This window comes from Streptomyces sp. NPDC087422, assembly GCF_044744145.1.
GTDB lineage: Bacteria > Actinomycetota > Actinomycetes > Streptomycetales > Streptomycetaceae > Actinacidiphila.
Genome location: NZ_JBIUXT010000003.1, coordinates 241,088 through 263,500 on the forward strand (window position 1 = coordinate 241,088; position 22,413 = coordinate 263,500).

Annotated in this window: 19 protein-coding genes and 1 CRISPR repeat array; of the genes, 10 read left to right on the forward strand and 9 right to left on the reverse strand. The window is 72.5% G+C overall.

What is annotated here, in order from left to right:
* Positions 1 to 222, forward strand: a complete 222-nt coding sequence (locus ACIO6U_RS10700; protein WP_401717535.1) for a DUF397 domain-containing protein — start codon at positions 1 to 3, stop codon at positions 220 to 222.
* 45 nt (positions 223 to 267) lie between these two features.
* Here ACIO6U_RS10700 and ACIO6U_RS10705 read toward each other — a convergent pair whose 3' ends face one another.
* The gene (locus tag ACIO6U_RS10705; RefSeq protein ID WP_391041751.1) at positions 268 to 846 is read right to left on the reverse strand and encodes a WHG domain-containing protein; all 579 of its coding nucleotides are present in this window, start codon (positions 844 to 846) and stop codon (positions 268 to 270) included.
* A 97-nt stretch (positions 847 to 943) separates the two neighbouring features.
* Between ACIO6U_RS10705 and ACIO6U_RS10710 the strand changes: the two genes are divergently transcribed.
* Entirely contained in the window at positions 944 to 1,390 is a 447-nt protein-coding gene (locus ACIO6U_RS10710; RefSeq protein WP_355339867.1) for a DUF1772 domain-containing protein, read from the forward strand.
* A 49-nt stretch (positions 1,391 to 1,439) separates the two neighbouring features.
* On the opposite strand, the gene ACIO6U_RS10715 is transcribed toward ACIO6U_RS10710, so the two are convergent.
* Positions 1,440 to 1,850: a winged helix-turn-helix transcriptional regulator gene (locus ACIO6U_RS10715; RefSeq protein ID WP_401717540.1), complete on the reverse strand. Its 411-nt coding sequence runs from the start codon at positions 1,848 to 1,850 to the stop codon at positions 1,440 to 1,442.
* 105 nt (positions 1,851 to 1,955) lie between these two features.
* Here ACIO6U_RS10715 and ACIO6U_RS10720 point away from each other — a divergent pair, with 105 nt between their 5' ends.
* Positions 1,956 to 2,807: an SDR family oxidoreductase gene (locus tag ACIO6U_RS10720; protein WP_401717543.1), complete on the forward strand. Its 852-nt coding sequence runs from the start codon at positions 1,956 to 1,958 to the stop codon at positions 2,805 to 2,807.
* Between the two features lie 15 nt (positions 2,808 to 2,822).
* Here the strand turns inward: ACIO6U_RS10720 and ACIO6U_RS10725 are convergent, their stop codons facing one another.
* Together ACIO6U_RS10725 and ACIO6U_RS10730 are read right to left on the reverse strand one after the other, a co-directional pair.
* Positions 2,823 to 3,512 (reverse strand): cytidylate kinase family protein, encoded by a 690-nt coding sequence (locus tag ACIO6U_RS10725; protein WP_401717546.1) that lies wholly within the window; start codon positions 3,510 to 3,512, stop codon positions 2,823 to 2,825.
* 44 nt (positions 3,513 to 3,556) lie between these two features.
* On the reverse strand, positions 3,557 to 3,997 hold the full coding sequence (locus ACIO6U_RS10730) for a VOC family protein (protein WP_401717549.1): 441 nt from the start codon (positions 3,995 to 3,997) through the stop codon (positions 3,557 to 3,559).
* Between the two features lie 269 nt (positions 3,998 to 4,266).
* On the opposite strand from ACIO6U_RS10730, the gene ACIO6U_RS10735 reads away from it, so the two are divergent.
* Positions 4,267 to 4,935 carry a formylglycine-generating enzyme family protein gene (locus ACIO6U_RS10735; protein ID WP_401718488.1) on the forward strand — a complete coding sequence of 223 codons (669 nt, stop codon included), beginning with the start codon at positions 4,267 to 4,269 and terminating at the stop codon, positions 4,933 to 4,935.
* Between the two features lie 516 nt (positions 4,936 to 5,451).
* Here ACIO6U_RS10735 and ACIO6U_RS10740 read toward each other — a convergent pair.
* Entirely contained in the window at positions 5,452 to 6,087 is a 636-nt protein-coding gene (locus ACIO6U_RS10740) for a TetR family transcriptional regulator (RefSeq protein ID WP_401717552.1), read from the reverse strand.
* Between the two features lie 122 nt (positions 6,088 to 6,209).
* Here ACIO6U_RS10740 and ACIO6U_RS10745 point away from each other — a divergent pair, with 122 nt between their 5' ends.
* Complete coding sequence (locus ACIO6U_RS10745) at positions 6,210 to 6,875, forward strand: redoxin domain-containing protein (protein WP_391041760.1); 666 nt, start codon at positions 6,210 to 6,212, stop codon at positions 6,873 to 6,875.
* Between the two features lie 28 nt (positions 6,876 to 6,903).
* Positions 6,904 to 7,300: a CRISPR direct-repeat array (repeat unit 20 nt; unit sequence GGGGTCATCCCCGCACGCGC).
* Between the two features lie 192 nt (positions 7,301 to 7,492).
* On the opposite strand, the gene ACIO6U_RS10750 is transcribed toward ACIO6U_RS10745, so the two are convergent.
* Positions 7,493 to 10,048, reverse strand: coding sequence for a lamin tail domain-containing protein (locus ACIO6U_RS10750; RefSeq protein ID WP_401717555.1), 2,556 nt, complete (start codon positions 10,046 to 10,048; stop codon positions 7,493 to 7,495).
* Between ACIO6U_RS10750 and ACIO6U_RS10755 the strand changes: the two genes are divergently transcribed.
* Together ACIO6U_RS10755 and ACIO6U_RS10760 are read left to right on the forward strand one after the other, a co-directional pair.
* Positions 9,945 to 10,394: a hypothetical protein gene (locus ACIO6U_RS10755; protein WP_401718572.1), complete on the forward strand. Its 450-nt coding sequence runs from the start codon at positions 9,945 to 9,947 to the stop codon at positions 10,392 to 10,394. The genes ACIO6U_RS10750 and ACIO6U_RS10755 overlap by 104 nt on opposite strands.
* A gap of 54 nt (positions 10,395 to 10,448) precedes the next feature.
* Complete coding sequence (locus ACIO6U_RS10760; RefSeq protein WP_401717558.1) at positions 10,449 to 11,582, forward strand: N-acetylmuramoyl-L-alanine amidase; 1,134 nt, start codon at positions 10,449 to 10,451, stop codon at positions 11,580 to 11,582.
* A 101-nt stretch (positions 11,583 to 11,683) separates the two neighbouring features.
* Here ACIO6U_RS10760 and ACIO6U_RS10765 read toward each other — a convergent pair whose 3' ends face one another.
* Positions 11,684 to 12,271, reverse strand: a complete 588-nt coding sequence (locus tag ACIO6U_RS10765; RefSeq protein ID WP_401717561.1) for a hypothetical protein — start codon at positions 12,269 to 12,271, stop codon at positions 11,684 to 11,686.
* Between the two features lie 621 nt (positions 12,272 to 12,892).
* Here ACIO6U_RS10765 and ACIO6U_RS10770 point away from each other — a divergent pair.
* On the forward strand, positions 12,893 to 16,384 hold the full coding sequence (locus tag ACIO6U_RS10770; RefSeq protein ID WP_401717563.1) for a phosphodiester glycosidase family protein: 3,492 nt from the start codon (positions 12,893 to 12,895) through the stop codon (positions 16,382 to 16,384).
* Positions 16,385 to 16,463: 79 nt separating this feature from the next.
* Here ACIO6U_RS10770 and ACIO6U_RS10775 read toward each other — a convergent pair whose 3' ends face one another.
* Positions 16,464 to 16,784, reverse strand: coding sequence for an SCO0607 family lipoprotein (locus ACIO6U_RS10775; RefSeq protein WP_401717567.1), 321 nt, complete (start codon positions 16,782 to 16,784; stop codon positions 16,464 to 16,466).
* A gap of 158 nt (positions 16,785 to 16,942) precedes the next feature.
* Here ACIO6U_RS10775 and ACIO6U_RS10780 point away from each other — a divergent pair, with 158 nt between their 5' ends.
* Positions 16,943 to 18,037 carry an LLM class flavin-dependent oxidoreductase gene (locus ACIO6U_RS10780; protein ID WP_401717569.1) on the forward strand — a complete coding sequence of 365 codons (1,095 nt, stop codon included), beginning with the start codon at positions 16,943 to 16,945 and terminating at the stop codon, positions 18,035 to 18,037.
* Between the two features lie 177 nt (positions 18,038 to 18,214).
* On the opposite strand, the gene ACIO6U_RS10785 is transcribed toward ACIO6U_RS10780, so the two are convergent.
* Positions 18,215 to 18,970, reverse strand: coding sequence for a peptidoglycan recognition family protein (locus tag ACIO6U_RS10785; protein WP_401717572.1), 756 nt, complete (start codon positions 18,968 to 18,970; stop codon positions 18,215 to 18,217).
* Positions 18,971 to 19,333: 363 nt separating this feature from the next.
* On the opposite strand from ACIO6U_RS10785, the gene ACIO6U_RS10790 reads away from it, so the two are divergent.
* Positions 19,334 to 22,405, forward strand: a complete 3,072-nt coding sequence (locus ACIO6U_RS10790) for a glycosyl hydrolase (RefSeq protein ID WP_401717575.1) — start codon at positions 19,334 to 19,336, stop codon at positions 22,403 to 22,405.
* Positions 22,406 to 22,413: the final 8 nt, after the last annotated feature.

Consider the following 22,413-nt stretch of genomic DNA (forward strand, 5'->3'; position numbering starts at 1 on the left):
ATGCAGAGCACCGCACTGAACCTGAACGCCGCCAAGTGGCGCAAGTCGTCCTACAGCGGCGGGGCGGACCCGGACAGTTGCGTCGAGGTCGCCGACAACTTCCCCGGCACCGTCCCCGTACGCGACAGCAAAGACCCTCACGGCCCCGCCCTCACCTTCCCCACCGCCTCCTGGTCCGCCTTCATCGACGCCGTGAAGTCCGGCCAACTCCCCACCGTCTAGCGGTCCGCCCCGGCGCGAGGCCGGGGGCGGGGCCGGGGCGGGGCGTCAGAGGACGGCGAGGCGGTCGACCAGCAGCTCGGTTCTGCGTTCGGTGTCCCCCGGCGGGAGCCGCCCGGCACGGGTCAGGGTGGCGAGTCCGTGCAGGGACGCCCAGAACAGCTCGGTGAACAGCCCCGGGTGGACGCCGTCCCCGGCCACCTCGCCGAGGGTCTCCAGCAGAGCGGCGAAGGCGTCCTTCAGCGGCTCCGGCGTGTCCTCGTGCGCGAAGGCGAGGCCGCCGTCGAGGTTGAACATGGCGTCGTAGACCGCCGGGTTGCGTTCGGCGAAGTCCAGGTAGGTGCGGGCGAGGGTGGTGACCCGGGCGCGCGGGTCGTCCACGGCGGAGGTCGCGGCCCGTATCGCCACGGCCATCTCGGCGGCGCCCTGGAGGGCGACGGCGCCGATGATCTCGCGCTTCCCCCGGAAGTGGCTGTAGAGGACGGGCTGGCTGTACTCGATGCGCTCGGCGAGGCGGCGCGTGGTGACCGCGTCCCAGCCCTGGCGCTCGGCGAGTTCGCGGGCCGTGGCCACGATGAGGCGTTCGCGGCCCGCCCGTTCGCGCTCCTTGCGTTCCTGTACCGACATGACTCGATTCTAGCACCGCTAGACAATCGAGCGGTAGCAGGTCTAGCGTTGAACCAACGGCTAGCAACGCTAGATCCTGATCTCCCGGAGGGTCACCATGCTCAACGCACTTGAGGTCATCACCACCGTGGTCGTCGGCGTGATGGTGGGGGTGGAGTTCTCCGTCGCCTTCGTCATGAACCCGATCTTCAACGCGCTGCCCGACGACAGCGGCCAGCTCGCCCGCGCCCACGGGGGTCGCATGCTCGGCGCCGTGATGCCGTTCTGGTACATCGGCTCGCTCGTCCTCGCCGCCGTCTGGGCCGTCGCCGGACGGCACCACGACGGTGTCGGCCTCGTCATCACCGGTGCCGCGCTGCTGATCGTCAGCGTGATCATGTCGATCCTGCTGCTCGTCCCCATCAACAACCAGAGCAAGACCTGGACCCCAGAGAATCGGCCCGCCGACTGGAAGCAGCAGATGAATCGCTGGGACCGCTTTCACTACGTCCGCGTCGCCGTCATCATCGCCGCCTTCGCCTTCCTGGCCGCCGCCCTCCTCTGACCGGGCCGCCCCACCCCCGCCCGGGCGCATGCGCGCGCCGTGTCGGCGGTCAGTGGCGAGGGGACCAGGACGGGGTGGAACCGCCTTCGGGGACGGGCGAGGGCGGCGGGAGGCGGCGGGTGATGCGGTCGAAGAGGTCGGTGAGGGGCTCGCCGATGTCGCGGCCGAAGTCGGTGAGGCCGTAGGTGACTTGGGGAGGAGTCGTCGGCTCGACCGCACGCCAGATCAGGCCGTCCTGGACCAGGGCGCGCAAGGTCTGCGCCAGCATCTTCTCGCTGATGCCCCGGATGCTGTCGCGCAGCTCGTAGAACCGGAGGTCGTTGGTCCGCAAGGAGATCAGCACCCAGATGCCCCACCGGCTGGTGACGTGGTCGACCATGTCGCGCGCGGGGCAGTCGGTGTGAAACACCTCATACCGATGGGCCGCCGCGACCGGCTTCAGCTGCACGCCTTCCTCCATGCCCGGAGCTTACCTCGGGGTATGTCCTTACGGAAAGTAAGCCCGGCTCCTAGCGTCAATCCCCGTAGCCACAACGGATAACGCAGCAGGAACGAGGAGCCGAACATGATCGTGGTGACCGGTGCGACCGGAAACGTAGGTCGACCTTTGACGCAGGCACTGGCCGAGGCGGGCGAGCAGGTGACGGCGGTGTCGCGGCGACCCCCGACCGGCTCGGCGCAACTGCCGCACGGCGTACGCCACTTGTCGGCCGACCTGGCCGAACCGGCGAGCCTCGCAGCGGCGTTGGACGGAGCGAAGGCGCTGTTCCTGCTCCTGTCCGGCGACTTGCACGCCCCCGAAGCCAGGCCCGCCGACCTCATCGGTCTCGCCGCTGCCCACGGCGTACGCCGGGTCGTCCTGCTGTCCTCGCAGGGCGTGTCGACCAGGCCGCTCGACCCGTCGCGGGTCGCGATGCGCGCGGTGGAGGACGCGTTGCGCGGCTCCGGCCTGGACTGGGCGATCGTACGACCGGGCGGCTTCGCGTCCAACGCCCTGGCCTGGGCGGAGTCCGTGCGTACGGAGCGGACGGTCGCCGCGCCCTTCGGCGACGTGGGGGTTCCGGTCGTCGACCCGGCCGACATCGCCGAGGTCGCGGCGGCCTGCCTCCTGGACGACCGGCACAGCGGCGGGGTGTACGAACTGACCGGCCCCGAGGTCATCACGCCACGTCAGCAGGCCGCTGCCATCGCCGCCGCGCTCGACTCGCCCGTACGGTTCCACGAACTCACCCGCGACGAGGCCCGGTTGGCGATGACCCGCTTCGTACCGGCCGAACTCGCCGACGACACCCTCGACATCCTCTCCGCCCCGCGTCCGGCCGAGTTGGCCATCAGCCCGGACGTCCAGCGCGTCCTCGGCCGCGCCCCGCGCCCCTTCCGCGACTGGGTCACCCGTAACATCGCCGCCTTCCGCTGAGGCGCCGATTCCCGGTCAGCCCGGCCGGACCTCCCAACTCGGGTTCTGGAGGCGGGTGTTGTGGACGGTGATGTCGGCGTGGTCGGCGGGGTGGGCCGTGGCGGCGTAGAGCCGCTGGGCGGGGAGGTAGCGGTCGCGCCAGGACCGTTCGATCTCGGCGGCGGCCGTCGGCGCCGCGTCCCGGCTCCGGGCCCGGTCCACCGTCTGCTCGAAGGGGACGGACACGAGGACGCGCAGGTCCCACCGGTCGAGGAGTTCGGGGCGCAGGAGGAAGACGCCGTCGAAGAGGAGTACGGCGTCCGCCGGGGCGGTCGCGGCCGGTGGCGACAGCGCGGTGTCGGTCTGCGCGTCGTAGGCCGTCGTTCGGAACCTCCGGTCTCCGCCAGGTCCCAGCGGGTCGAGCAGGAACCGGCACAGCGCGGCGCGGTCGTGGGCGTCGAAGTAGCAGCCTTCGGCGGTGTACCGGCCGCGCCGGTAGCGCTGTGCGCGCGGGACGAGGAAGTCGTCCACCGTCGCCCGGATGACCTCGCGGCCCCGCGCCCGCAGCACGACGGCGAGTTCGTCGGCCAGCGTCGTCTTCCCCGCGGCCGGCGGCCCGTCGACCGCGACCCGCACCGGGTGCCTTGTCGTGACCGCCCCAGCCGTGACCGCCCCGACCGCCTCCGCCAGCCGATCGATGAGCTCCCCACGGGTGCCCTGCTCCATCGCCGCCCCTCCCCACGTGAGGGGCGGGCGGATGCCGTCCCCGGTCAGCCTCCCGCCGAGGCCGCGGCAACGCAGAACTCATTGCCCTCGGGGTCGGCCATCACCACATGGTGCCCCTCGAACTCCTCCAGGACGACCCCGCCCGCCTTCACCAGCCGCTCGGACTCCGCCTCGATCCGTGCCCACCGCTCGTCGGGGCTGCCGTGTCCCGGCACCCGGACGTCGATGTGGAGCCGGTTCTTGGCGGTCTTCGGCTCGGGGACCTTGAGGATGCAGAGCCGGGGGCCGACGCCGTCGGGATCGCAGAGCCACGCGCCGTCGTCCGCGGAGTCGTCCTCCGGAAGGTCGAACTGCGCCAGCCACTCCTCACGGGTCGTGAAGGGAGCGGGCGGCGGCTCGTCCACATATCCCAGGGCCGTCTTCCAGAACGTGGCGAGGAGTTTCGCGTCCGCGCAATCAAGGGTCAGATCGATTCTTGCTGCCATGACAGGACCGTAACGCGCACCTCGGACAATCGCGGCCGACGCGGACGAGGGCCGACCGCGAATACCTCGACTTCCGCGGAGGGGGTCTTCCCCGCATTACGCGGGGGCGGCGGAGGGGCTGACCTGGGGGGTTGTCGGCGGGTGGGGGTGGATTCGGCGAGGTGGCGGGGGCGGGCGAATGGGGCAGGTGGCCGCCTGGTGGGGGACGGTGCCGACGGGCCGTGGGGGCGTATTCGGGGTGGTCGGTAGGGTGGCCGGCTGTGGAGGCCATGGTGGGGGTCCCGGCGGGACGGGTGACGGTGTCGGACCGGCGGACGCAGAAGAGCTGGCAGGTCGAGGTCGCGGCGTTCGAGATGGCGGCGGTGCCGGTGACGCAGGAGGCGTACGCGGAGGTCACCGGCCGGAGGCCGAGCAGTGTGGAGGGCGGGCGGCTGCCGGTGGAGGGGGTTTCGTGGTGGGACGCGGCGGAGTTCTGCGACGCCCTGTCACGGCGGGAGGGGCTGACGCCCGCGTACGCGTTGGACCGTGAGGCCGAGCGGGCGGAGTGGGACGCGGCGGCGGACGGTTACCGGCTGCCCACCGAGGCCGAGTGGGAGTACGCCTGCCGGGCGGGGACGACGGGGCCGAGGTACGGGCAGCTCGACGCCGTCGCCTGGCACCAGGGGAACTCGGACGGGCGTACGCACCCCGTCGGCGGCAAGGAGCCCAACGCCTTCGGCCTGTACGACATGTTGGGCAACGTGTGGAACTGGTGCTGGGACGTCTACGACGCCGAGGTGTACGGGACCTACCGGGTGCTGCGCGGCGGCGGCTGGGCCGACGAGCACTGGAGCTGCCGCGCGTCCGTGCGGCGCCGCAGCCATCCGACGTTCGGAATCGACGACGTGGGGTTCCGCGTCGCACGTTCTACGGCGCCGCCGTCGCCGCCCCGGCCGTAAGGACCGTAAGGGTCACAGGACGATCGACCTCCACGGTCGCCCACGTCCGGACACGCATCGCCGTTCCCCCAACGCACGGCCTGCGGGCTGGGACTATCCCCGCACGCGCGGGGAGCAGAACGTCGCCCCGGCCGCCAACGAGGTCATGAAGGGGTCATCCCCGCTCGCGCGGGGAGCAGCCGTTCATGCCGACCGAGATGACTTTTGACCAGGGGTCATCCCCGCTTGCGCGGGGAGCAGGCTCGCTGACGTGCGGGGTTATCAGGGGGCAGGGGCCGATTGAACCAACTGTCGAGGATCGGGCGAATACGGCAAGCGGCTCCTGAAGGCGGGCCGCACGGCCCCGAGCACAGGATATGGCCACGGCCGGCGGCCGCAGGGGCCAAGGCTGGACCGAGCGTCAAGACGGTGGTGCGGGCGACTCACGGGGGCTGGGTCCAGACAATCAGCGTGCCGTGAACCGCAGTTCGTTCCGCCGCACCGAGGGGGCGGCGGCGCCCGGAGTTCCGTCGGACGTCATCCGGCGCCCTGGCCGAAGGTGACGCCAGGGCTGAGGCTCAGGGCCAGGACGGTGTCGAGTGCGGTCTCCAGCGGAAGGCTGTCCCGCTGGATCTGGGCGAGCAGGAGTGCGCCCTGCAAGGCGCAGAGGAGGGTGACGGCCAGGTCGTCCGGATCGATGCCGGGCCGGAGGCGCCCGGCGGCGTGCAGGGCGGCCAGCCCTTGGCCGATGACGGTGGACCAGCGGCCGAACCCGACCGAGACCCGAGCGCGGGCCCGCGCGTCGCTCTCGGCGAGCTGACCGCCGAGGGACCCGAGCGGGCAGCCGCCCCGGCCGTCGAGGCGCCCGGCCTCGGCGACGACGAGGTCGCGCCAGGCGCGCAGCCCCTCGACCGTGTCGAGCCCCGCCTGCTCGGTGGTGGTGACGATGGCGTCGGCCTGGCGGTCGATCACCGCCTGCACGAGCGCTTCCTTGTCGGCGAAGTAGTGGTAGAGCTGCGAGCCGCTGACCTGGGCCGCGGCCTTGACGTCTTCGAGGGTGGCGCCCGCGACCCCGCGTTCGTGAACGAGTTCGGCGGCGGCGTCGACGATACGGGCCCGGGTCCGCAGCCCCTTGGGCGTGAGCTTGGCCGTCGGGCGCGTATCGGTAGCCATGACGCCACGCTAACACCGTTTTGGACTTGAGAACCCATTTTTTGGACGCGAGAGTGGAATCTGCGACCCAGAAATCACTGGGCCCATCGCAGCACGATTCGCAGCACGCAAGGGGCGCTCTCATGAACGACATCGCAACCCCGGTCGCCGACCGGGCCGCCGAGGTCCAGGCGCAGGCCGCCGGGCGGCTGCCCGCCGAGGTCGGAACCGCCTTCGAGAACGAGAGGCGGCGGCTGATGGCGGCCGGTGTCCCGGACGGCGTCGCCGGTCCGGGCACCGCCATGCCCGACGGCGACCTTCTGGACGCGACCGGTCGGCCGACGAGCCTTTCGGCCGTACGGGCGGGGCGCCCGGCCGTCGTCGTCTTCTATCGGGGAGCCTGGTGCCCGTACTGCAACCTGACCTTGCGCACCTACCAGGAGGCCCTGGTCGACCAACTCCGAGCGCGGGGCGTCGCCCTGATCGCGCTCAGCCCGCAGAAGCCGGACGGCTCGCTGACGATGACCGAGAAGCTCGGCCTGTCGTACGCCGTACTGTCGGACCCGGGGAACCGGATCGCCGCGCAGCTCGGCATCGTCTTCACCCTCGCCGACAGCGCGCAGGACGCGCAGGCGTCCCTCGGCGTCCGCCTCACCGACGTCAACGCCGACGGGTCCGCCGCTCTCCCGCTCGCCACGACCGTCCTCGTCGGCGCCGACGGCTCCATCCGCTGGATCGACGTCCACCCCGATTACACGACGCGGTCGGAACCCGCCGAGATCCTTGCCGCCGTCGCGGCCCTCGAATAGCCCTCGGCGGAGCCGCGCCCTGAGCAAACACGTCATCCCCGCACGCGCGGGGGGCCGCCATGCGCGGGGCACAGCGCCAAGTAGCCCCCGGGGCCATCCCCGCACGCCGCGGGGTGCACGACGCCCTGGAGAAGACCGTCACCAAGCACATGGGCTCATCCCCGCACGCGCGGGGGGGCAGTTCGGTGACAGCATCGGCGAACTGCTGGACCGGGGGTCATCCCCGCACGCGCGGGGGGGCAGACGGGCCAGTCGATGCCCATGAGGTCCTGGACGGGGTCATCCCCGCACGCGCAGGGGGCAGCCCGAGCGCTTCCCGAACGCCGCGATCCTGAAGGGGTCATCCCCGCACGCGCGGGGGGGCAGATGCTGTGGCCCGCGTAGCTGGCACGGGCTGGGGGGGTCATCCCCGCACGCGCGGGGGGCGGTCTCGCTGACGTGCATGTTCAGCAGTGGGGGGAGGCGGATGGAACCAGCTGTCAAGGGTCGGGCAAATGGGGCGAACCGCCAGGCGGTGGGAGTGCGTGCCGGGGCCGGGTACAGGGTACGGCGGGGTGGCGCCGCGTGTGGGGGGGACGGGAGAGGCCGGGCGGGGGCCCGGCCTCTCTTGGTGGGGGTCAGGACAGGAAGGTCTCGCAACGGCCGCCGACGTTGGTGTTGTTGCCGGTGCCGGGGTGGGCGGTGTCGAGGCCGGGGCCGCAGTCGAGGGTGTCGTTGCCGGTGGTGGACCGGACGGTGTCGGAACCGCCGCCCGCCGAGACGACGTTGTTGCCGCCGCCCGCGTCGATACGGTCGTCGCCCCCACCCGTCGTGATCTGGTCGTTGCCGCTGCCCGCGAGGACCACATCGGCGCCGTCGCCCGTGGAGACGACGTTGTTGCCGCCGCCCGCGTCGGTGTACGAAGGGCCGGTGCCCGGGAGGGAGATGCGGTCGTTGCCCGCGCCGGTCAGGACGCAGTCGCTTCCGCCGCCGCCGTCGACGGTGTCGTTGCCGCCGCGGCCGAGGATGAGGTCGTTGCCGGGGGTGCCGGTGAGGCGGTCGTTGCCGGGGGTGCCGAGGATGACGTTCTGGATGTCGACGCCGGCGCAGGGGCCGAAGGTGACGGAGCCGGTGTGGCGGATGCCGGTGAGGCCGGTGGGGGTCTCGGTGTAGGTGAGGGAGGCGCCGCGGGCGACGGTCGCGGGGACCGGGGCGAGGACGGCGGGCTCGCCGTCGACCGTACGCACGGTGGCCGTGCGGCCGGAGCCGGTGATCTCGTAGGAGCCGCGCCCGAGGGAGAGCGTGGCCGCGCCGCCGGTCAACTGGACCTGGGCGGGGGCGGATCCGGAGCCGACGTACACCAGCACGCCCGCGGGGTCGCGGGCGTCGGAGACCAGGACCGTACGGCCGCCCGTGGCGACGACACGGCCGGATGTGGTGCCGCCGAGGGCCACGTCGGAGAAGCCGTTCAGGGGCAGGAAGGCGCCGCCCGCCGCGCAGGCGATCGTGCCGCCGCGCAACGCGTGCCCGCCGTCGTCGCTGTCGTCGGACCAGAAGACCGGCTTGCGGCCGTCGACGCACTCGGAGCGCGGGGCGAAGGCGAAGCCTTCGTTGTTGAGGTTGGGCATCGCGGCCGGGCGCTCGTAGAGGCCGGTGGCGGCGAAGTCACCGTTGGCGCCCACTGCGAAGGCCGTCGTACGGCCGTTGCAGGTGTCGTCGCACACGGCCCACAACTGGTCGGCCTCGGCGTCGAACTGGAGCTCCATGACGCTCGGGAAGCCGCTGGCGAAGGCGGCGACGCGGGTGAAGCCGCTGCCGGACTGGTCGAGGGCGTACGCGTAGACGCTGCCGTTGCCTTCGAGGCCGACGAAGAAGAGGCCGTCACCGTGGTCGGGGTAGGCGGCCGGGGAGTACGCGGCGCCCGTGTGCTGGTCGCGGAAGCCGTGCGAGGTCAGGTAGCTGTCGGGCACCCAAGTGATGCCCTCAAGGCCGCTGTTGGCGCCGACCGGCGGCAGGTCCGCCGTCAGATTCCACTCGCGGGTGGCGCGCAGCGCGCCGGACCCCGCTCCGGGCGGGTCGAAGCGCAGCACCTCGGGACGGCTCACGCCGCTGACCGCGTTGTCGCGCTCGGTCGAGACGAAGACGCCGCCGGAAGGGCCCGCGCCCGTCAGGGCGACCCCCTCGGCGTCGGGGTCACCGGTCCCGTCCGGGTAGCGCAGCGCCTTGCCCGCGCTCCACCCGTCGGCGGTGTCCGGCGCCCACTTGGCGCCGTCCCACTCCAGCCGGTACAGCGTGGAGGGGCCGTTCCTGACCGCCCACAGCACACCGGGGGTCGGCCCGCCGGAGCCCTCGTACGCCAGACCGCTCAGGTTCGTACCGAAGACGTTCGCGTCGTCGACCGTGGTCACCGAGGAGCCGCCCGGCCACGGGGAGGCCGCGACCTGACCGGCGCACGCGTTGGCCGCGCCCTTCGTGGAGGCGGCCGTCGTCGCGAAGTCGCCCGTGCCGTCGGGGCAACGCCCGTACGTGGTCGCCGCGTGGGCGGTCCAGGAGTACGCGTCGATCAGCGTCGTGCCGTCCGGCAGGAAGAGGCGGGCGGAGTCGGCGCCGCCGAGACCGAAGGCCGACTCGACGTCGAGGGCGAGGAAACCGCCCGGCGCGACCGACGTACCGGCGGGGACCGTGAAGACGTGGGAGTCGTCGTTGTCCTTGACGAGCCAGCCCGATATGTCCACGGACACGGGACTTGTGTTGGTCAACTCGACCCAGTCGCCGGGCGTTCCGCCATTGGACTCGACCTCATTGATTCTCACGGCCGACGAGGGCGCTCCGCAGTTGTTCGCGGCGCCCTTGGTGGAGGCGGTCGTGGTGACGAAAGCGCCGGTGCCGTCGGGGCAACGGCCGTACGTGGTCGCCGCGTGGGCGGTCCAGGAGTACGCGTCCACCAAGGTCACGCCGTCGGGCAGGAAAAGCCGCGCGGAATCCGCGCTTCCCAGCCCGAAGACGGGGTCGACGTCGAGCGCGAGAAAACCGCCGGGCGCGATCGACGTACCGGCGGCAATTGTGAACACATGGGAGTCGTCATTGTCCTTGACGAGCCAACCCGACACATCAACAGCAATCGCACCGGAATTGACCAACTCGACCCAGTCGCCCGGCGTTCCGCCATTGGACTCGACCTCATTGATTTTCACGGCGGAAGGCGCCGCGTCGGCCGTCGGCGAAACAGTCGGTGAAACGGCCGGCGAACCGGCCGGCGAAACCGCCGAGGCGGCGGGTGAGGACGCGAGGAAAAAGGGAATCGCGGTCAGGAACGCGACGCCCAGAGTGATTGACGCACGCCATCTCTTATGCAAGGTTTGCAAGGCTGTGGGTCCCTCTTCGGTCGGCACGGCGGGAAATGAGCAGGGGTCCCGCGAAGCCTCCGGCAGCCCGGCGAATGGCGGGCGAACCGCGGGCGAACGCCAGGTGAGCCTTCGGTTCCACACCGAGCATCACGATCTTGAAACAATTCTGGTCAGACATCAGAAGGCTCAATAGTCTCCGGGTGCACGGCAGTTAACAGTGACTGCCACGTTCCTCGGGGAGCATGCATTGGCCATACACGAGCACGAGGTCGACCGTCGCACGTTGTTCAGAGTCGGCCTGGGCGGAGCGGTCGCCGCCGTCGTCGGTACCGAACTGGCCTTGCCCGGAGCGGCCGTCGCCGCGCCGTCGCCGCAATTCCCGTGGATCATCGACTGCGACACATGGGGCGCCCGGCCGCCGTCCAGCCCGATCCAGATCACGGGCAACACCACGAACAAGATCATCCTGCACCACATGGCGTTCCCCAACGTCACGGACTACTCGCGCGCCCACGCGGTCCAGCTCGCCAAGGACTGCCAGGACCTGCACATGGACACCAACGGCTGGGCCGACACCGGCCAGCACTTCACCGTCAGCCGCGGCGGCTACGTCATGGAGGGCAGGCACCGCAGCCTGGAGACGCTGGTCACCGGGGAACACCAGGTCACGGCCGCGCACTGCCCCGGTGAGAACGGCAACGCGATCGGCATCGAGAACGAGGGCACGTACATCACGGAGACGCCGCCGCGCGCGCTGCTCGACTCCCTGGTGGAGCTGTGCGTCGCCGTGTGCAGGCAGTTCGACCTGCACGCCTGGGACATCTTCGGGCACTGGGACTTCCGGCTCGGCACCGAGTGTCCCGGCGCCGCCTTCTACGCGCAGTTCCCGACGATCCGCTCGCGCGTCCTGACCCAGATGTGCACGCCCCGGCGGGACATCCCCGCGCGCCGCTGGCCGGACATCTGGCGGTTCGTGGACAGCCAGGTCGTCGGGGTCGCGCAGTACCTGCTCAACAACGCCGGGTACACCGCGCTGACGCCCAACGGCGTCTTCGGCACCGACATGAACGCCGTGGTCGCCGACTTCCAGACCACGCACGGCATTCCGGTCACGCCCGACGCCACCTTCGACACCGCCACGTGGGAAGCGCTGGCGCCCGTACTCGACAAGCACGCCACCGGGCTGCCGGTGAGCGGCCTCCAGTCGATCCTGGCCCTCAAGGGCTTCGCCGGTGTCACGGTCAACGGCACCTTCGACCACGCCACCCAGAAGGCCGTCCAGGATCTCCAGCGGCTGCACGGCCTTCGCCCCAACGGCAAGGTCGACCTGAGCACGTGGTGCGCCGCGGTCGGCGGGTCCGTCCGCGAGGCCTTCTGTTAACCCGCGCCATACGGGTGCGGTGCACCTGATCTTTTAGGGGCGTTGGGGCCGCCGTCGGGGGCGGAGCCAACGCCCCTACGGGGCACGTCCCGGCCGGGGTCTTACGGCAGGCAGAGGATCAGGATGCACAGGCCCTGGTGCGCGGGCGGCGTCGTCGGGGACGTGCTCGGCGGCGCGGGGTCGGCGGGGGTGGTGGCCGGGGGCGCCGTCGTCGTCGTGCCGGGGTCCGCGGGGGTGTCGGCGGCGGTGCCGGTGCCGGTGTTCACGGCTTGCGTGCCGGTCGACGGGGGCGTCGAAGGAGCCGTCGAGGCGGACGGGGCCGGGCCGGTGGCCGGGGAAGTGGCGGGCAGCGGGGCCGTACCGGCGTTGGTGGCGGCCGGGTGGGTCGCCTCGGCCGTGGGGAGCGCCGGGGTACGAGTGTGCCGCTGGGTGGCGGGCGCGGCGGCGTGCGGGCCCGACGTCGGGTCCGTGGCCTGCGCGTTGTCGGTGCGCAGCGTCACCGGCGTCACGGTGTCGTACGACGAGGACGCCGTCGTGCCCCGGCCGGAGCCGTGGTTCTGCGTGGACGCGACGGTCACGCCGCCGCCGAAGAGGGCCACCGCCGTGGCGACGCCCGCACGGCGCCGGTTCTTCTTCCACCGCTCCAACTGCCGTCGCCGGGCGGCGCGTCCGCCCTGCAAGCGGGGCACGAGCGAAGAGGGCCCGACGACGGACGCCGTCCCCTCCTCGTCAGCCGCAGCCGAAGCCGCGGCGCCAGCCGAAGCCGCAGGCGCGGCCGGGAAGACGGAGGGCTCCGGTATGTACGCGGCGGGCTCGTACGGGGCCGGGGCCGCGTACGAGACCGGAGCCGGGTACGACGCCGAGTCCGCGTACGAGACCGGAGCCGCGGCCGTCTCCGGCGCGTAGGCGCCGCAACCCGGGCACACCAGCGCCCCGTTGACGGAGCGGCGGCACGTGTAGCAGTAATCCATTCGTGGTCTTTCTCCGCTGGCTTCGCGGCCGAGGGTGGGCCGCAGGGATGTCCACGTCCCCCGCGAAGGGGCAGCCGACCGAAACTAACAGCTGTAACGGGAGGGGTTGCAAGCGACCTGTGTGTTTTTTGAAAAGCCGCGCCGCCTCCTGGGCGGCAATATCCCGACGTGCCCGCCAAATGCGGACGTTCCGCACCCGCGTCAACGACGTGAAGTGCGGCAGGCCGCGCCGCCCACGGTGCCGTTCGGGCGCAATCCGCCCGCGCACCGGCAACCCGATGTCCTCACCTACGTTTTCGTTCATCTCATCGACGGCAAAAACCCATAGCGTGATGCGCCATGGAGAATCAGCAAACCAGCGCCGCCTCGGGGATAACGCGACGCGGCCTCATCGTCGGCGCCGTCGCCGCCGGACTCACCGCGACCGCCGGAACCGCGAGCGCGCAAACGAGCCGACAGGGCACATCGGGACAGGCCGGGAGCACACCGGCGTTCACTCCGCCGGAATCGGCGAAATACCCCGGTTACGCCGAATACAAGCCGCCGAATTACCAGTTGGCCGTGCCGGGGGAATCCCTCGTGGCGGGCCGCGCGGACTACCCGGTCGCGCCGGGTATCGTCCTCACCTCCTTCGACACATTCGGCCGCACCGGCTGGACGCGGGTCCATGTGCTCAACGCCGATCTCGGCAACGCGTCGGTCGGCGTGGACCTCGTCGCGGACAAGGTGAGCGATCCGCGTCCGCTCGCCCAGGCGGCGAACGCGCAGCACGCCGTGGCCGCCGTCAACGGCGACTATTTCGACATCACCGAGACCTTCGCGGCCGAGGGCCCGGAAATCCAGGACGGCACACTCCGCAAGGGCACGAACAAGACGGCGACCGTCGCGGCGATCGGTGCCGACCGGGTGGCCCGGCTGGCCGACCTGGTGCTCACCGGTACGGTCACGGTCGCCGGGACGCGACGGCCGCTCACCGCCCTCAACTCGCCCTCGGTGCCCGCCGACGGCGTCGCCGCGTACACCCCGAAGTGGGGCGCCGGGCGCCGCACGCTCATCCAGGACGCGGGCCCGTACACCGAACTCGTCGTCGCGGGCGGGAAGATCACCGCCGTCAACGCCCAACTCACCGACACCGCGGTGCCGGACGGCGGCCTCGTCGTGCTCGGCCGGGGCGCGGCGGCGGCCCAACTGGCCGCCGCCGAGCCCGGTGACGCCGTCACCGTCGACTTCGCGCCGCGGACGAACGCGCCCGTCGCGCTGCGCACCGCGCTCGGCAGCGGCGAGGTGCTGGTGCGCGGCGGCACGGCGATCGACTTCCCGCCGAGCACCGGCAACGACGCGGCCAAGCCGCGCACCGCCATCGCGTGGCTGGACGGCGGCCACCGCCTGCTGCTCGTCGCGATCGACGGCTCGGCCAACTTCTCCGCCGGGCTCAGCTTCGACGACACCGCCAAGCTGCTGGTGCGGCTCGGCGCCACCGAGGCGTTCATGCTCGACGGCGGCGGCTCCACCGAGATCGTCGCCCGCAGGCCCGGCGACACCGGGGCCGGAGTCGTCAACACCCCCTCGGACGGCGGCGAGCGGCCCGTGCCCAACGGCGTCGGCCTCTTCGCCGCCCGCAAGGGCTCGGGACGGCTGCGCGGCCTCGACGTACGCCCGCGCGCCGACCGCGTCGTGCCGGGGCTGACCGTGGACGTCGCGGCGGCGGGCTACGACGAGACGTGGGCGCCGGTGCCGATCGACGAACACCGCGACCCCGTACGGTGGTCGGCCTCCCCCGGCTCCCTCGGCACCGCGCGCGACGGCGTCTTCCGTGCCAGGAAGCCCGGCGCGGGAACGCTGCGCGCCCGTACCGGGGATGCGGACGGCGCGCACGAACTGCGGGTCCTCGGCGACCTGCACCGGCTGGCGTTCACCGAGCGGGCCGTCACCATCGACCCCGGCGCGACCGCGTCGGTCAGCCTGACCGGGTACGACGCGGACGGTTTCGACGCGCCCGTCGCGCCGCGTGACGTCCGACTCGCCTACGACAAGGCCCTGATCACGGTGGCCGCGCAGCCCGACGGCAGCCTACGGATCACCGGTGACGCGGGCGCGGTCGGCAAGGCCACCGTCCTGACGGCGACCGTGGGGGATGTGACGGCCCGGCTGCCGGTGACGGTCGGCCTGGTCGACGTGTCGCTGGCCGAGTTCGAGCCGGCCGAGAACTGGACGGCGCTGGCCGCGCGGGGCACGGCGTCGGTCGCCTTCGTCGCCGCCCCCGACCGGCCGGGCGCGGCGGCCGACAACCACGCGCTGCGGCTCACGTACGACTTCACCGGGCAGACGAGTACGTCGGCGGCGTACGCGGTGGCCGGCGGCGGTCCGATCACGCTTCCCACGGGCACGAAGCGGATCGCGCTGTGGGTCAACGGCGACGGCAACAACCACTGGCTGCGCTGCATGATGTACTCGCAGGGCACCACCAATGTGCCGTTCACGCTCGCGCTGACCGTGGACTGGACGGGGTGGCGGCGGGTCGTCGGGGACCTCCCCGCCGGGTACTCGGAGCCGGTCACGCTGCTGCGGATCTACATCGCGGAGACGTCGCAGACCAACAAGAACGCGGGGCGGCTCGACTTCGACGGGCTCGCCGCGCAGGTCGGGCAGCAGCCGGACACCTCGCAGGCCCCGCAGCCCGACCCGTACGTGGTCGAGCAGGGCGGACTGCCGGACCGGCGGTGGACCTTCGCGGTCCTGTCCGACCTGCACGTCAGCGCGGCGGCCGGGCTCGACTCCTTCTCCGGGCGGCAGGCGGTGACCGCGCTCGGCCAGGCCGTCGCGACCCGGCCGGACTTCCTGCTGATCAACGGCGACTTCGTGGACAACAACAACCCCGAGGACTTCGCACTCGCCAACGGGCTGCTGCGCGACCACGTACCCGCCGGGCTGCCGGTGTACTGGACGCCCGGCAACCACGAGGCGGGGCTGTCCGCGACCGGCGGCCTCGACGCGTTCCTCGCCGTGACCGGCCGCCCTAACCGGCAGGTCTTCGACCACAAGGGGACCCGTTTCATCCTGCTGGACTCGCACACCGGCGACATGCGGACCTCGGACTGGGACCAAGTGCCGCTGCTCCAGGCCGAGTTGGCGAAGGCGGCCAGGGACCGGTCGGTGACCGGTGTCGTGCTGTCCTTCCACCACCCCTTGCGGGACCCCTCGGGCGCGGGCGCCTCACAGCTCGCCGACCAGCTGGAGGCCGGGCTCCTCCAGAAGTGGCTGGCCGACTTCCGGGAGACCTCCGGCAAGCCGGTCGCGCTCTTCACCGGCCACGCGCACACCGCGTCGGTCACGCGGACCGACGGCGTCCTGGAGGTCACCACCCCGGCCGTGGGCAAGACGCCCTACAGCTCGCCCGACCAGGGCGGCTTCTTCGGCTGGATGCACGTCGGCGTCGACCCCAGGCCCGCGCGCGTCCGGGCCGGGCAGCCGAGCCCGCGGACCCGCGAGTGGCTGCGGGCCGAGAGCCGCCCGGTCATCGACGGGATCGAGCTGACGGCGGACGGTCCCGTGCCCGTCGGCACGTCGGCCGCTCTGGCGGCCACCGGCATCACCAGCGAGTTCGGGCTGCGCTTTCCGCTGCGCTACCCCACCACGGTGGTCTGGTCGGGGTCCGCGGGCGTCCTGGTCACCGACTCGCCCTCCGAGGCCAAGGCCGCCAAGCGCCGTCCCGGGACCCTCGCGGTCCTGGACCCGACGACCGCCACGCTCACCGCGCTGCGGCGCGGCACGGTCACGGTGACGGTCGCCTCGGGCGGCCTGACGGCGTCGGCGACGGTGACGCTGAAGTAGCCGCTATGGGCCCGCGTACGCCGATCCGTACGCGGGCCCGGCACGCCTTGTGAGGCCCCGCCCCCCCCGCGGCGGGGCCTCACTTCACCTCGTTGCCTTCGGCGTCCAGGGAGTGCTCCTGCCAGTACTTGTCCCACTTGTCGTCCACGTGCCGGGGGACCTTGCCCTTCGGGTAGCGCACGAAGCCCTTCGGCGGCTCCTCCTTGTCCGACACGCAGGCCCCGCCGCCCGCCGGGGGCCCGACCGACGCCACCGGGTACTCCCCGCCCGAGCACATCGCGTCCTGCACGCTGCACGCCGAGCCGAGCCCCATGAAGGCGACGCCCGCGAGGGACAGTCCGATCAGGGTGAGCCGGGGGCCGGCGGGAATCCGGGGCCGACGGGGATGGTTGGTCTGCACGGCGCTGCCGCCTCTCGCGTAGGTGATCTTCGCTCCTGGACCAGTGTGGCCGCGCGGATGTGTCCGAATCATCCGTGCTCGTACTCAGGTCGCGGTGGGTACGGAGTGCGGGGGCGGCGGGCGGGCGTGAGTATGGACGGAAACGTGGGAGGCGTGCTGTGCCGCTGGAATCCGAGCCGTTGCGGAAGCTGGGCTTCCTGACCATCGGGCTGTTCGACGAGGCCGATCCCCGGCGGGGGCACGAGTCGACGCTGGAGATCATCGAGCTGGGCGAACGGCTCGGCTTCGACAGCGCGTGGGTGCGGCACCGGCACCTCCAGTACGGGATCTCCTCGCCGGTCGCCGTGCTGGCGGCGGCGAGCCAGCGCACCCGCAGGATCGAGCTGGGCACCGCCGTCATCCCGCTGGGCTGGGAGAATCCGCTGCGGCTGGCCGAGGATCTGGCGACGGTCGACATCCTGTCCGGCGGACGGCTCAACCCCGGCGTCAGCGTCGGGCCGCCCACGCACTTCGAGCAGGTCGGGCCCGCGCTCTACCCGGACACCGCCGACGCCGAGGACTTCGGCTACCCGCGCGTCCGGCGGCTGCTGGACTTCGTACGCGGCGAGCGCGCCACCGACTTCAGCGGCGTCGAGGGCATCGAGGTCTTCTCCGACCGCGTCCAGCCGCACTCCCCCGGCCTCGGCGGCCGTCTCTGGTACGGCGGCGCGAGCCTGCGGTCGGCGCGGTGGGCGGGCGAGAACGGCATGAATTTCCTGACGAGCAGCGTCGTCAAGGCGGAGGAGCCGGAGTATCGGGAGAAGGCGGCGGCGGCGGAGAATCCGGCGGCGGCCGAGGCGGCGGTGACGGGCCCGGCGCCGGACTTCGCCGACATCCAGCTCTCCCACATCAGGACCTTCCGCGCCCACCACCCCGACGGCGACCGCGCCCGCGTCTCACAGGGCCTCGTCGTCATCCCGACCGACAGCGCCACGCCCGCGCAGCGCGCCCGCTACGAGGAGTACGCCCGCAAGCGCCTCCCGCGCACCACGGCTCCGCAGGGCCCGGCGCGCATGCTCTTCTCCCCCGACTTCGTCGGCCCCTCGGCCCAGCTCGCCGAACGCCTCCACGCCCACGCCGCCTTCCGCGAGATCGACGAGGTCGCCTTCGCCCTGCCCTTCACCTTCGCCCACGAGGACTACGTCCAGATCCTCACCGACCTCGCCGGCGCCCTGGGCCCGGCCCTGGGCTGGCGCCCGGCTCAGTCCTCGTAGCCGTGCTTCGACAGCCGTGCCTCGACAGTGGGGCCGCGATACGGGACGCGTGGGCGGACTGCCAGGTGTCGAGGGACTTGGCGTCCGCGCGGGCCCGGCGCGGCGCCGAACCCGGAGGTCCGCACGGCGCGGCGCCGAACCCGCGCGGGCCCGGCGCCGCACCCGGCGGACCCGCCGCTACATCCGGGACGCCACGTCCGACCGGAGCTGCGGCAGCATCGCGTAGAGCTTGTCGCCGGGGCACTCGGTGACGTTGAAGTCCCGGTGCCCGAAGATCTGCGTCGGCGCGAGGCCGTACTTGTAGCAGATGTACGAGCAGAGGCTGACGAGGCTGGCGTAGAGGATCGACGGCGGCGCGACCGAGGTGTACGTGCCGTTGTTCTCGATGCCGATGCCCTGCGTGTTCTGGCCGACGGTGTGGGCGCCGACGACCATGTTGCTGCCCGCGAGCAGCCGTTCCAGGCTGCGGTGGCGGCCCTCCATGATGATGCCGGTCCGGCTGATGGTGAAGTGGTTGCCGGTGTCGATCCAGCCGTTGGTGTCCATGTGCAGGTCCTGGATCTCGTGCGCGATGGCGAACGAGCCGGACGTGCCGGAGTCGGCGGTGTTCGCGAACGCGGTGTGGTGCACGACGATCTTGTTGGGGTTGTTCCCGGCCAGGCTGACCGGGGAGGACGGCGGGCGGGCGCCCCATGCCGTGGTGTCGAACATGTTGGGCTCGGGGACGATCCGCGCGGCGGAGGCGGAGGCGGAGGCGGGCGCGGCGCCGACGATCACGGCTCCCGCGCTCGCGCCGAGCACGGCGGCCGAGGCGAGGAAGCGGCGGCGGGACAGGGCGGCGCGGGACTCGTCCGTGCCGGACTCGGCGGTGGGGGACTGGGCGGCGCGGGACTGGGCGGTGCGGGGCATGGCGAAGTGCTCAGGGACCGACATGTGTGCTCCCGTGGTGGGGGTGAGGGAGAGCGTCAAATTCCGTGCGGGCAGCTGCCGTTGGAACTTAATGCCAAGTAACCACCGCAGAACAGAGTGCGGATGAAACTTTCCTCCATACGGCGGAGCGTGACGCGGCGCCGGGCGCGGGGCGGACACGGCGCCGGGCGCGGGGCGGACACGGGGCGGGGCGCGCGGCGGACGGGCGCGCGCCACGGGTGCCGCCCTCGGCCCCGCGGCATGCATTTCCCCGCTCGATTGAATCTGTTCAATGAATCCGACAAGTCCACCCCCTTGACGTCTGACGATTCTCGGCCATAGCGTCCGCCCGGAACTTAAAACGTTTCATACGAGGAGACGCGCACCATGACCGACGACGCCAGCCACGCCGACGACAGCCGCCCGGACACCGGTGTCGCCCGCCGCCGCGTCCTCCAAGCCGGAGCCGCCGCGGGCGCGGCCCTCACGTGGGGCGCGGCCACCGGCACCGCGCACGCGGCCGAAGGGGCGAGAGCGGCGGGCAGCGCCTCCGCGCACCCGGCCCCGTGCCGACCCGGCGCCCCCGGCTCCGCCTCCTGGTTCAGCGCCCCGCCCGCCCCCGTCCGGCCCAAATTCCGCTGGTGGTGGCCGGACGGGCTGGTCGAGCCCGCCGAGATCCGCCGCGAGATCGACCAGATCGCGGACGCCGGTTTCGGCGGCGTCGAGATCGCCGCGGTCCACCACAGCGTGGACGACCCGGCCGTCCTGGACACCGCGCACCACGGCTGGGGCAGCGCGAGCTGGGTCGCCGGGATGGAGGCCGCGCTGGAGCAGGCCGACCGCCGCGGCCTGACCGTCGACCTCACCGCGGGCCCCGCCTGGCCGACCGCCGTCCCCACGATCACCCCGGACAGCCCGGCCGCCGTACAGGAACTCGCCTACGGTGTCGCCGCGTTGGCCGCCGGGGCCCGTTACGAGGGACCCGTCCCCGCCCCCGTCGTCGCCGCCGACCCGGCCGCCGCGAAGGCCACGCTGCTCGCCGTGCAGGCGGTCCGCGTCGACACCGCCAACAGCACCCGCAAGGAGACCGGCCTCGACCCGGCCACCCTGGTGGACCTCACGCGCACGGTCACCAACGGCGCCGTCACCTGGACCGCGCCCGACGACGGCGGGTCCTGGCTGCTCTTCGCCCACTGGCTGCGCGGCACCGGCCAGACCCCCGAGGCGGGGCCGCACACCGCGCCGACCGCGTACGTCGTGGACCACTTCAGCCCCGCCGGCACCCGCGCGATCACCGACTTCTGGGAGTCGGACCTGCTGACCCGCCCGGTGCGCCGGCTGATCGCCCGCGCGGGCGGCGCCCTCTTCGAGGACTCCATCGAGCTGGAGTCGCGCGCCCTGCTGTGGACCCCGGCGCTGCCCGCCGAATTCGCCCGCCGCCGCGGCTACGACCTGCTGCCGTACCTGCCCGCGCTGCTGCTCAACAAGAGCAACCAGGTCTACGCGTACGGCGCCGCGCTGACCGTCCGCGTACGCCACGACTTCTGGCAGACGGTCTCGGAGCTGTACAACACCCACCACGTCACCGCGATCAAGAAGTGGGCGAGCACCTTCGGACTGAAGCTGCGCGCGCAGCCGTACGGGCTCCAGACCGACGCCATCGCGACCGCCGCGCTCCTGGACATCCCCGAGGGCGAGTCGCTGGGCTTCAAGAACCTGGACGACTACCGGTGCCTGGCCGGCGGGCGGGACATGGCGGGCAGCACCATTCTGTCCTGCGAGTCGGGCGCGTACACCGGCGGCGCGTACAGCACCACCTGGCAGAAGTTCCTGCGCACGATGGGCGGCGCGTACGCGGCCGGGGTCAACCAGACGGTGATCCACGGCTTCTCGTACGCGGCCCTGCCCGGTGTGGCCTGGCCGGGATACGCGGCCTTCACCCCGTACCACGGCGGTGTCGGCTACGGGGAGTCGTGGGGGCCGCGGCATCCGACGTGGCGTCACATCGCCGACATGTCGGGCTACTTGGCCCGTGTGCACCAGGTCCTGCAAGCGGGGAAGCCGCGCCAGGACGTGGCGATCTTCCGGCAGACCGGCTACACCGCGACCGGCATCGGCGCGTCCTGGTTCACCTCGACCGGCATACCGCTGGGCTGGAACCACCAGTTCATCAGCGAGCCGCTGCTGAGCCTGCCGTCGGCGCGGGTGACCAACGGGGTGCTGGCGGCGGGCGGACCCGCGTACCGCGCCCTGTTCGTGGAGGCCGACTTCTTCGCCGGGTCCACCTGCACGCTGCCGGTCGAAGTCGCCGAGAAATTCCTGGCGTTCACCAAGGCCGGGCTGCCGATCGTGCTGCTCGGCGACTGGAGCACCGCGACCGTCCCCGGCCTGGACGCCGGCGGGCAGGACGCCCGACTGCGCGCGGTGCTGGCCCAGTTGCTGGCCCAGCCGCGCGTCCGGCAGATCACCGACAAGACCGCGGTGGGCGCCGCGCTCGCCGACCTCGGCGTGACACCGCTCGTCTCGTACGCGACCAGTTCCACGCTGCTCAACGCCCACCGGTACGCGGACGGCGTCGACTACTTCTACTTCTGCAACGGCAAGCACGCCGAGACGGTCAAGCCGCCGGTCGCCGCCGTCGACCACGAGGTGACCCTGCGCCGGGGCAGCACCCGCCACGTCCCGTACCTGCTGGACCTGTGGACCGGACGCGTGCGGCGGATCGGCACGTACACCGAGACCGGCGACACGGTCACGCTGCGCGTCGCGCTCCAGCCCGGCGAGACCATGGTCGTCGCGCTCGGCGTGCCCGGCCTGTTCGGCGACCGCACGGGCAGCGGCCCGCACGCGGTGTCCACCACCGCGGACACCGTGCTCTTCGCCGACGGGCGGCTGACCGTACGCGGCTCCGCCGACGGCGAGTACGTCACCGAACTGTCCCAAGGCCGCCGCACGGTGCGCAGCCGGATCTCCGGCGTGCCGCAGCCCACCCAGCTCACGGGCTGGCAGCTGGACGTCGAGGACTGGCAGCCGGGCGCCACCGCCACCGAGACGAGGGTCGTGCGCCGCGCGCTCACCCTCGACGCGCTCGCCGCCTGGCCCGACATCCCCGCGCTCGCCGACGTCTCCGGCATCGGCCGCTACCGCACCACCGTCCGCCTCGGCCGCGCCTGGACCGGCGGCCACGGCGCGCTGCTCGACCTCGGCACGGTCTACGACACCTGCCGCGTGACGGTCAACGGCCACCGCCTCGACCCCGTCGACCACATCAACCCCGTGGTGGACCTGGGCGGTTGGCTGCGCCAGGGCGACAACACCATCGAGGTCGAGGTGGCCACCACCCTCGGCAACCGGCTGCGCGTCAGCGATCCGGGCGTCTACGGCGGATCGCCGCGCCAGCCGTACGGCCTGGTCGGTCCGGTGCGGCTGCTCCCGTACGGGGAGGCGCGGATCGGCTGACCGCGCGC

What these genes read in the sequence shown, in the direction of transcription:
- ACIO6U_RS10745 (WP_391041760.1), top strand. Translation starts at nt 6,210, where the DNA reads ATGAACGACATCGCAACCCCGGTCGCCGACCGGGCCGCCGAGGTCCAG.
- ACIO6U_RS10725 (WP_401717546.1), bottom strand. Translation starts at nt 3,512, where the DNA reads ATGGAGCAGGGCACCCGTGGGGAGCTCATCGATCGGCTGGCGGAGGCG.
- ACIO6U_RS10720 (WP_401717543.1), top strand. Translation starts at nt 1,956, where the DNA reads ATGATCGTGGTGACCGGTGCGACCGGAAACGTAGGTCGACCTTTGACG.
- ACIO6U_RS10715 (WP_401717540.1), bottom strand. Translation starts at nt 1,850, where the DNA reads ATGGAGGAAGGCGTGCAGCTGAAGCCGGTCGCGGCGGCCCATCGGTAT.
- ACIO6U_RS10730 (WP_401717549.1), bottom strand. Translation starts at nt 3,997, where the DNA reads ATGGCAGCAAGAATCGATCTGACCCTTGATTGCGCGGACGCGAAACTC.
- ACIO6U_RS10740 (WP_401717552.1), bottom strand. Translation starts at nt 6,087, where the DNA reads ATGGCTACCGATACGCGCCCGACGGCCAAGCTCACGCCCAAGGGGCTG.
- ACIO6U_RS10700 (WP_401717535.1), top strand. Translation starts at nt 1, where the DNA reads ATGCAGAGCACCGCACTGAACCTGAACGCCGCCAAGTGGCGCAAGTCG.
- ACIO6U_RS10785 (WP_401717572.1), bottom strand. Translation starts at nt 18,970, where the DNA reads ATGTCGGTCCCTGAGCACTTCGCCATGCCCCGCACCGCCCAGTCCCGC.
- ACIO6U_RS10790 (WP_401717575.1), top strand. Translation starts at nt 19,334, where the DNA reads ATGACCGACGACGCCAGCCACGCCGACGACAGCCGCCCGGACACCGGT.
- ACIO6U_RS10705 (WP_391041751.1), bottom strand. Translation starts at nt 846, where the DNA reads ATGTCGGTACAGGAACGCAAGGAGCGCGAACGGGCGGGCCGCGAACGC.
- ACIO6U_RS10770 (WP_401717563.1), top strand. Translation starts at nt 12,893, where the DNA reads ATGGAGAATCAGCAAACCAGCGCCGCCTCGGGGATAACGCGACGCGGC.
- ACIO6U_RS10710 (WP_355339867.1), top strand. Translation starts at nt 944, where the DNA reads ATGCTCAACGCACTTGAGGTCATCACCACCGTGGTCGTCGGCGTGATG.
- ACIO6U_RS10735 (WP_401718488.1), top strand. Translation starts at nt 4,267, where the DNA reads ATGGTGGGGGTCCCGGCGGGACGGGTGACGGTGTCGGACCGGCGGACG.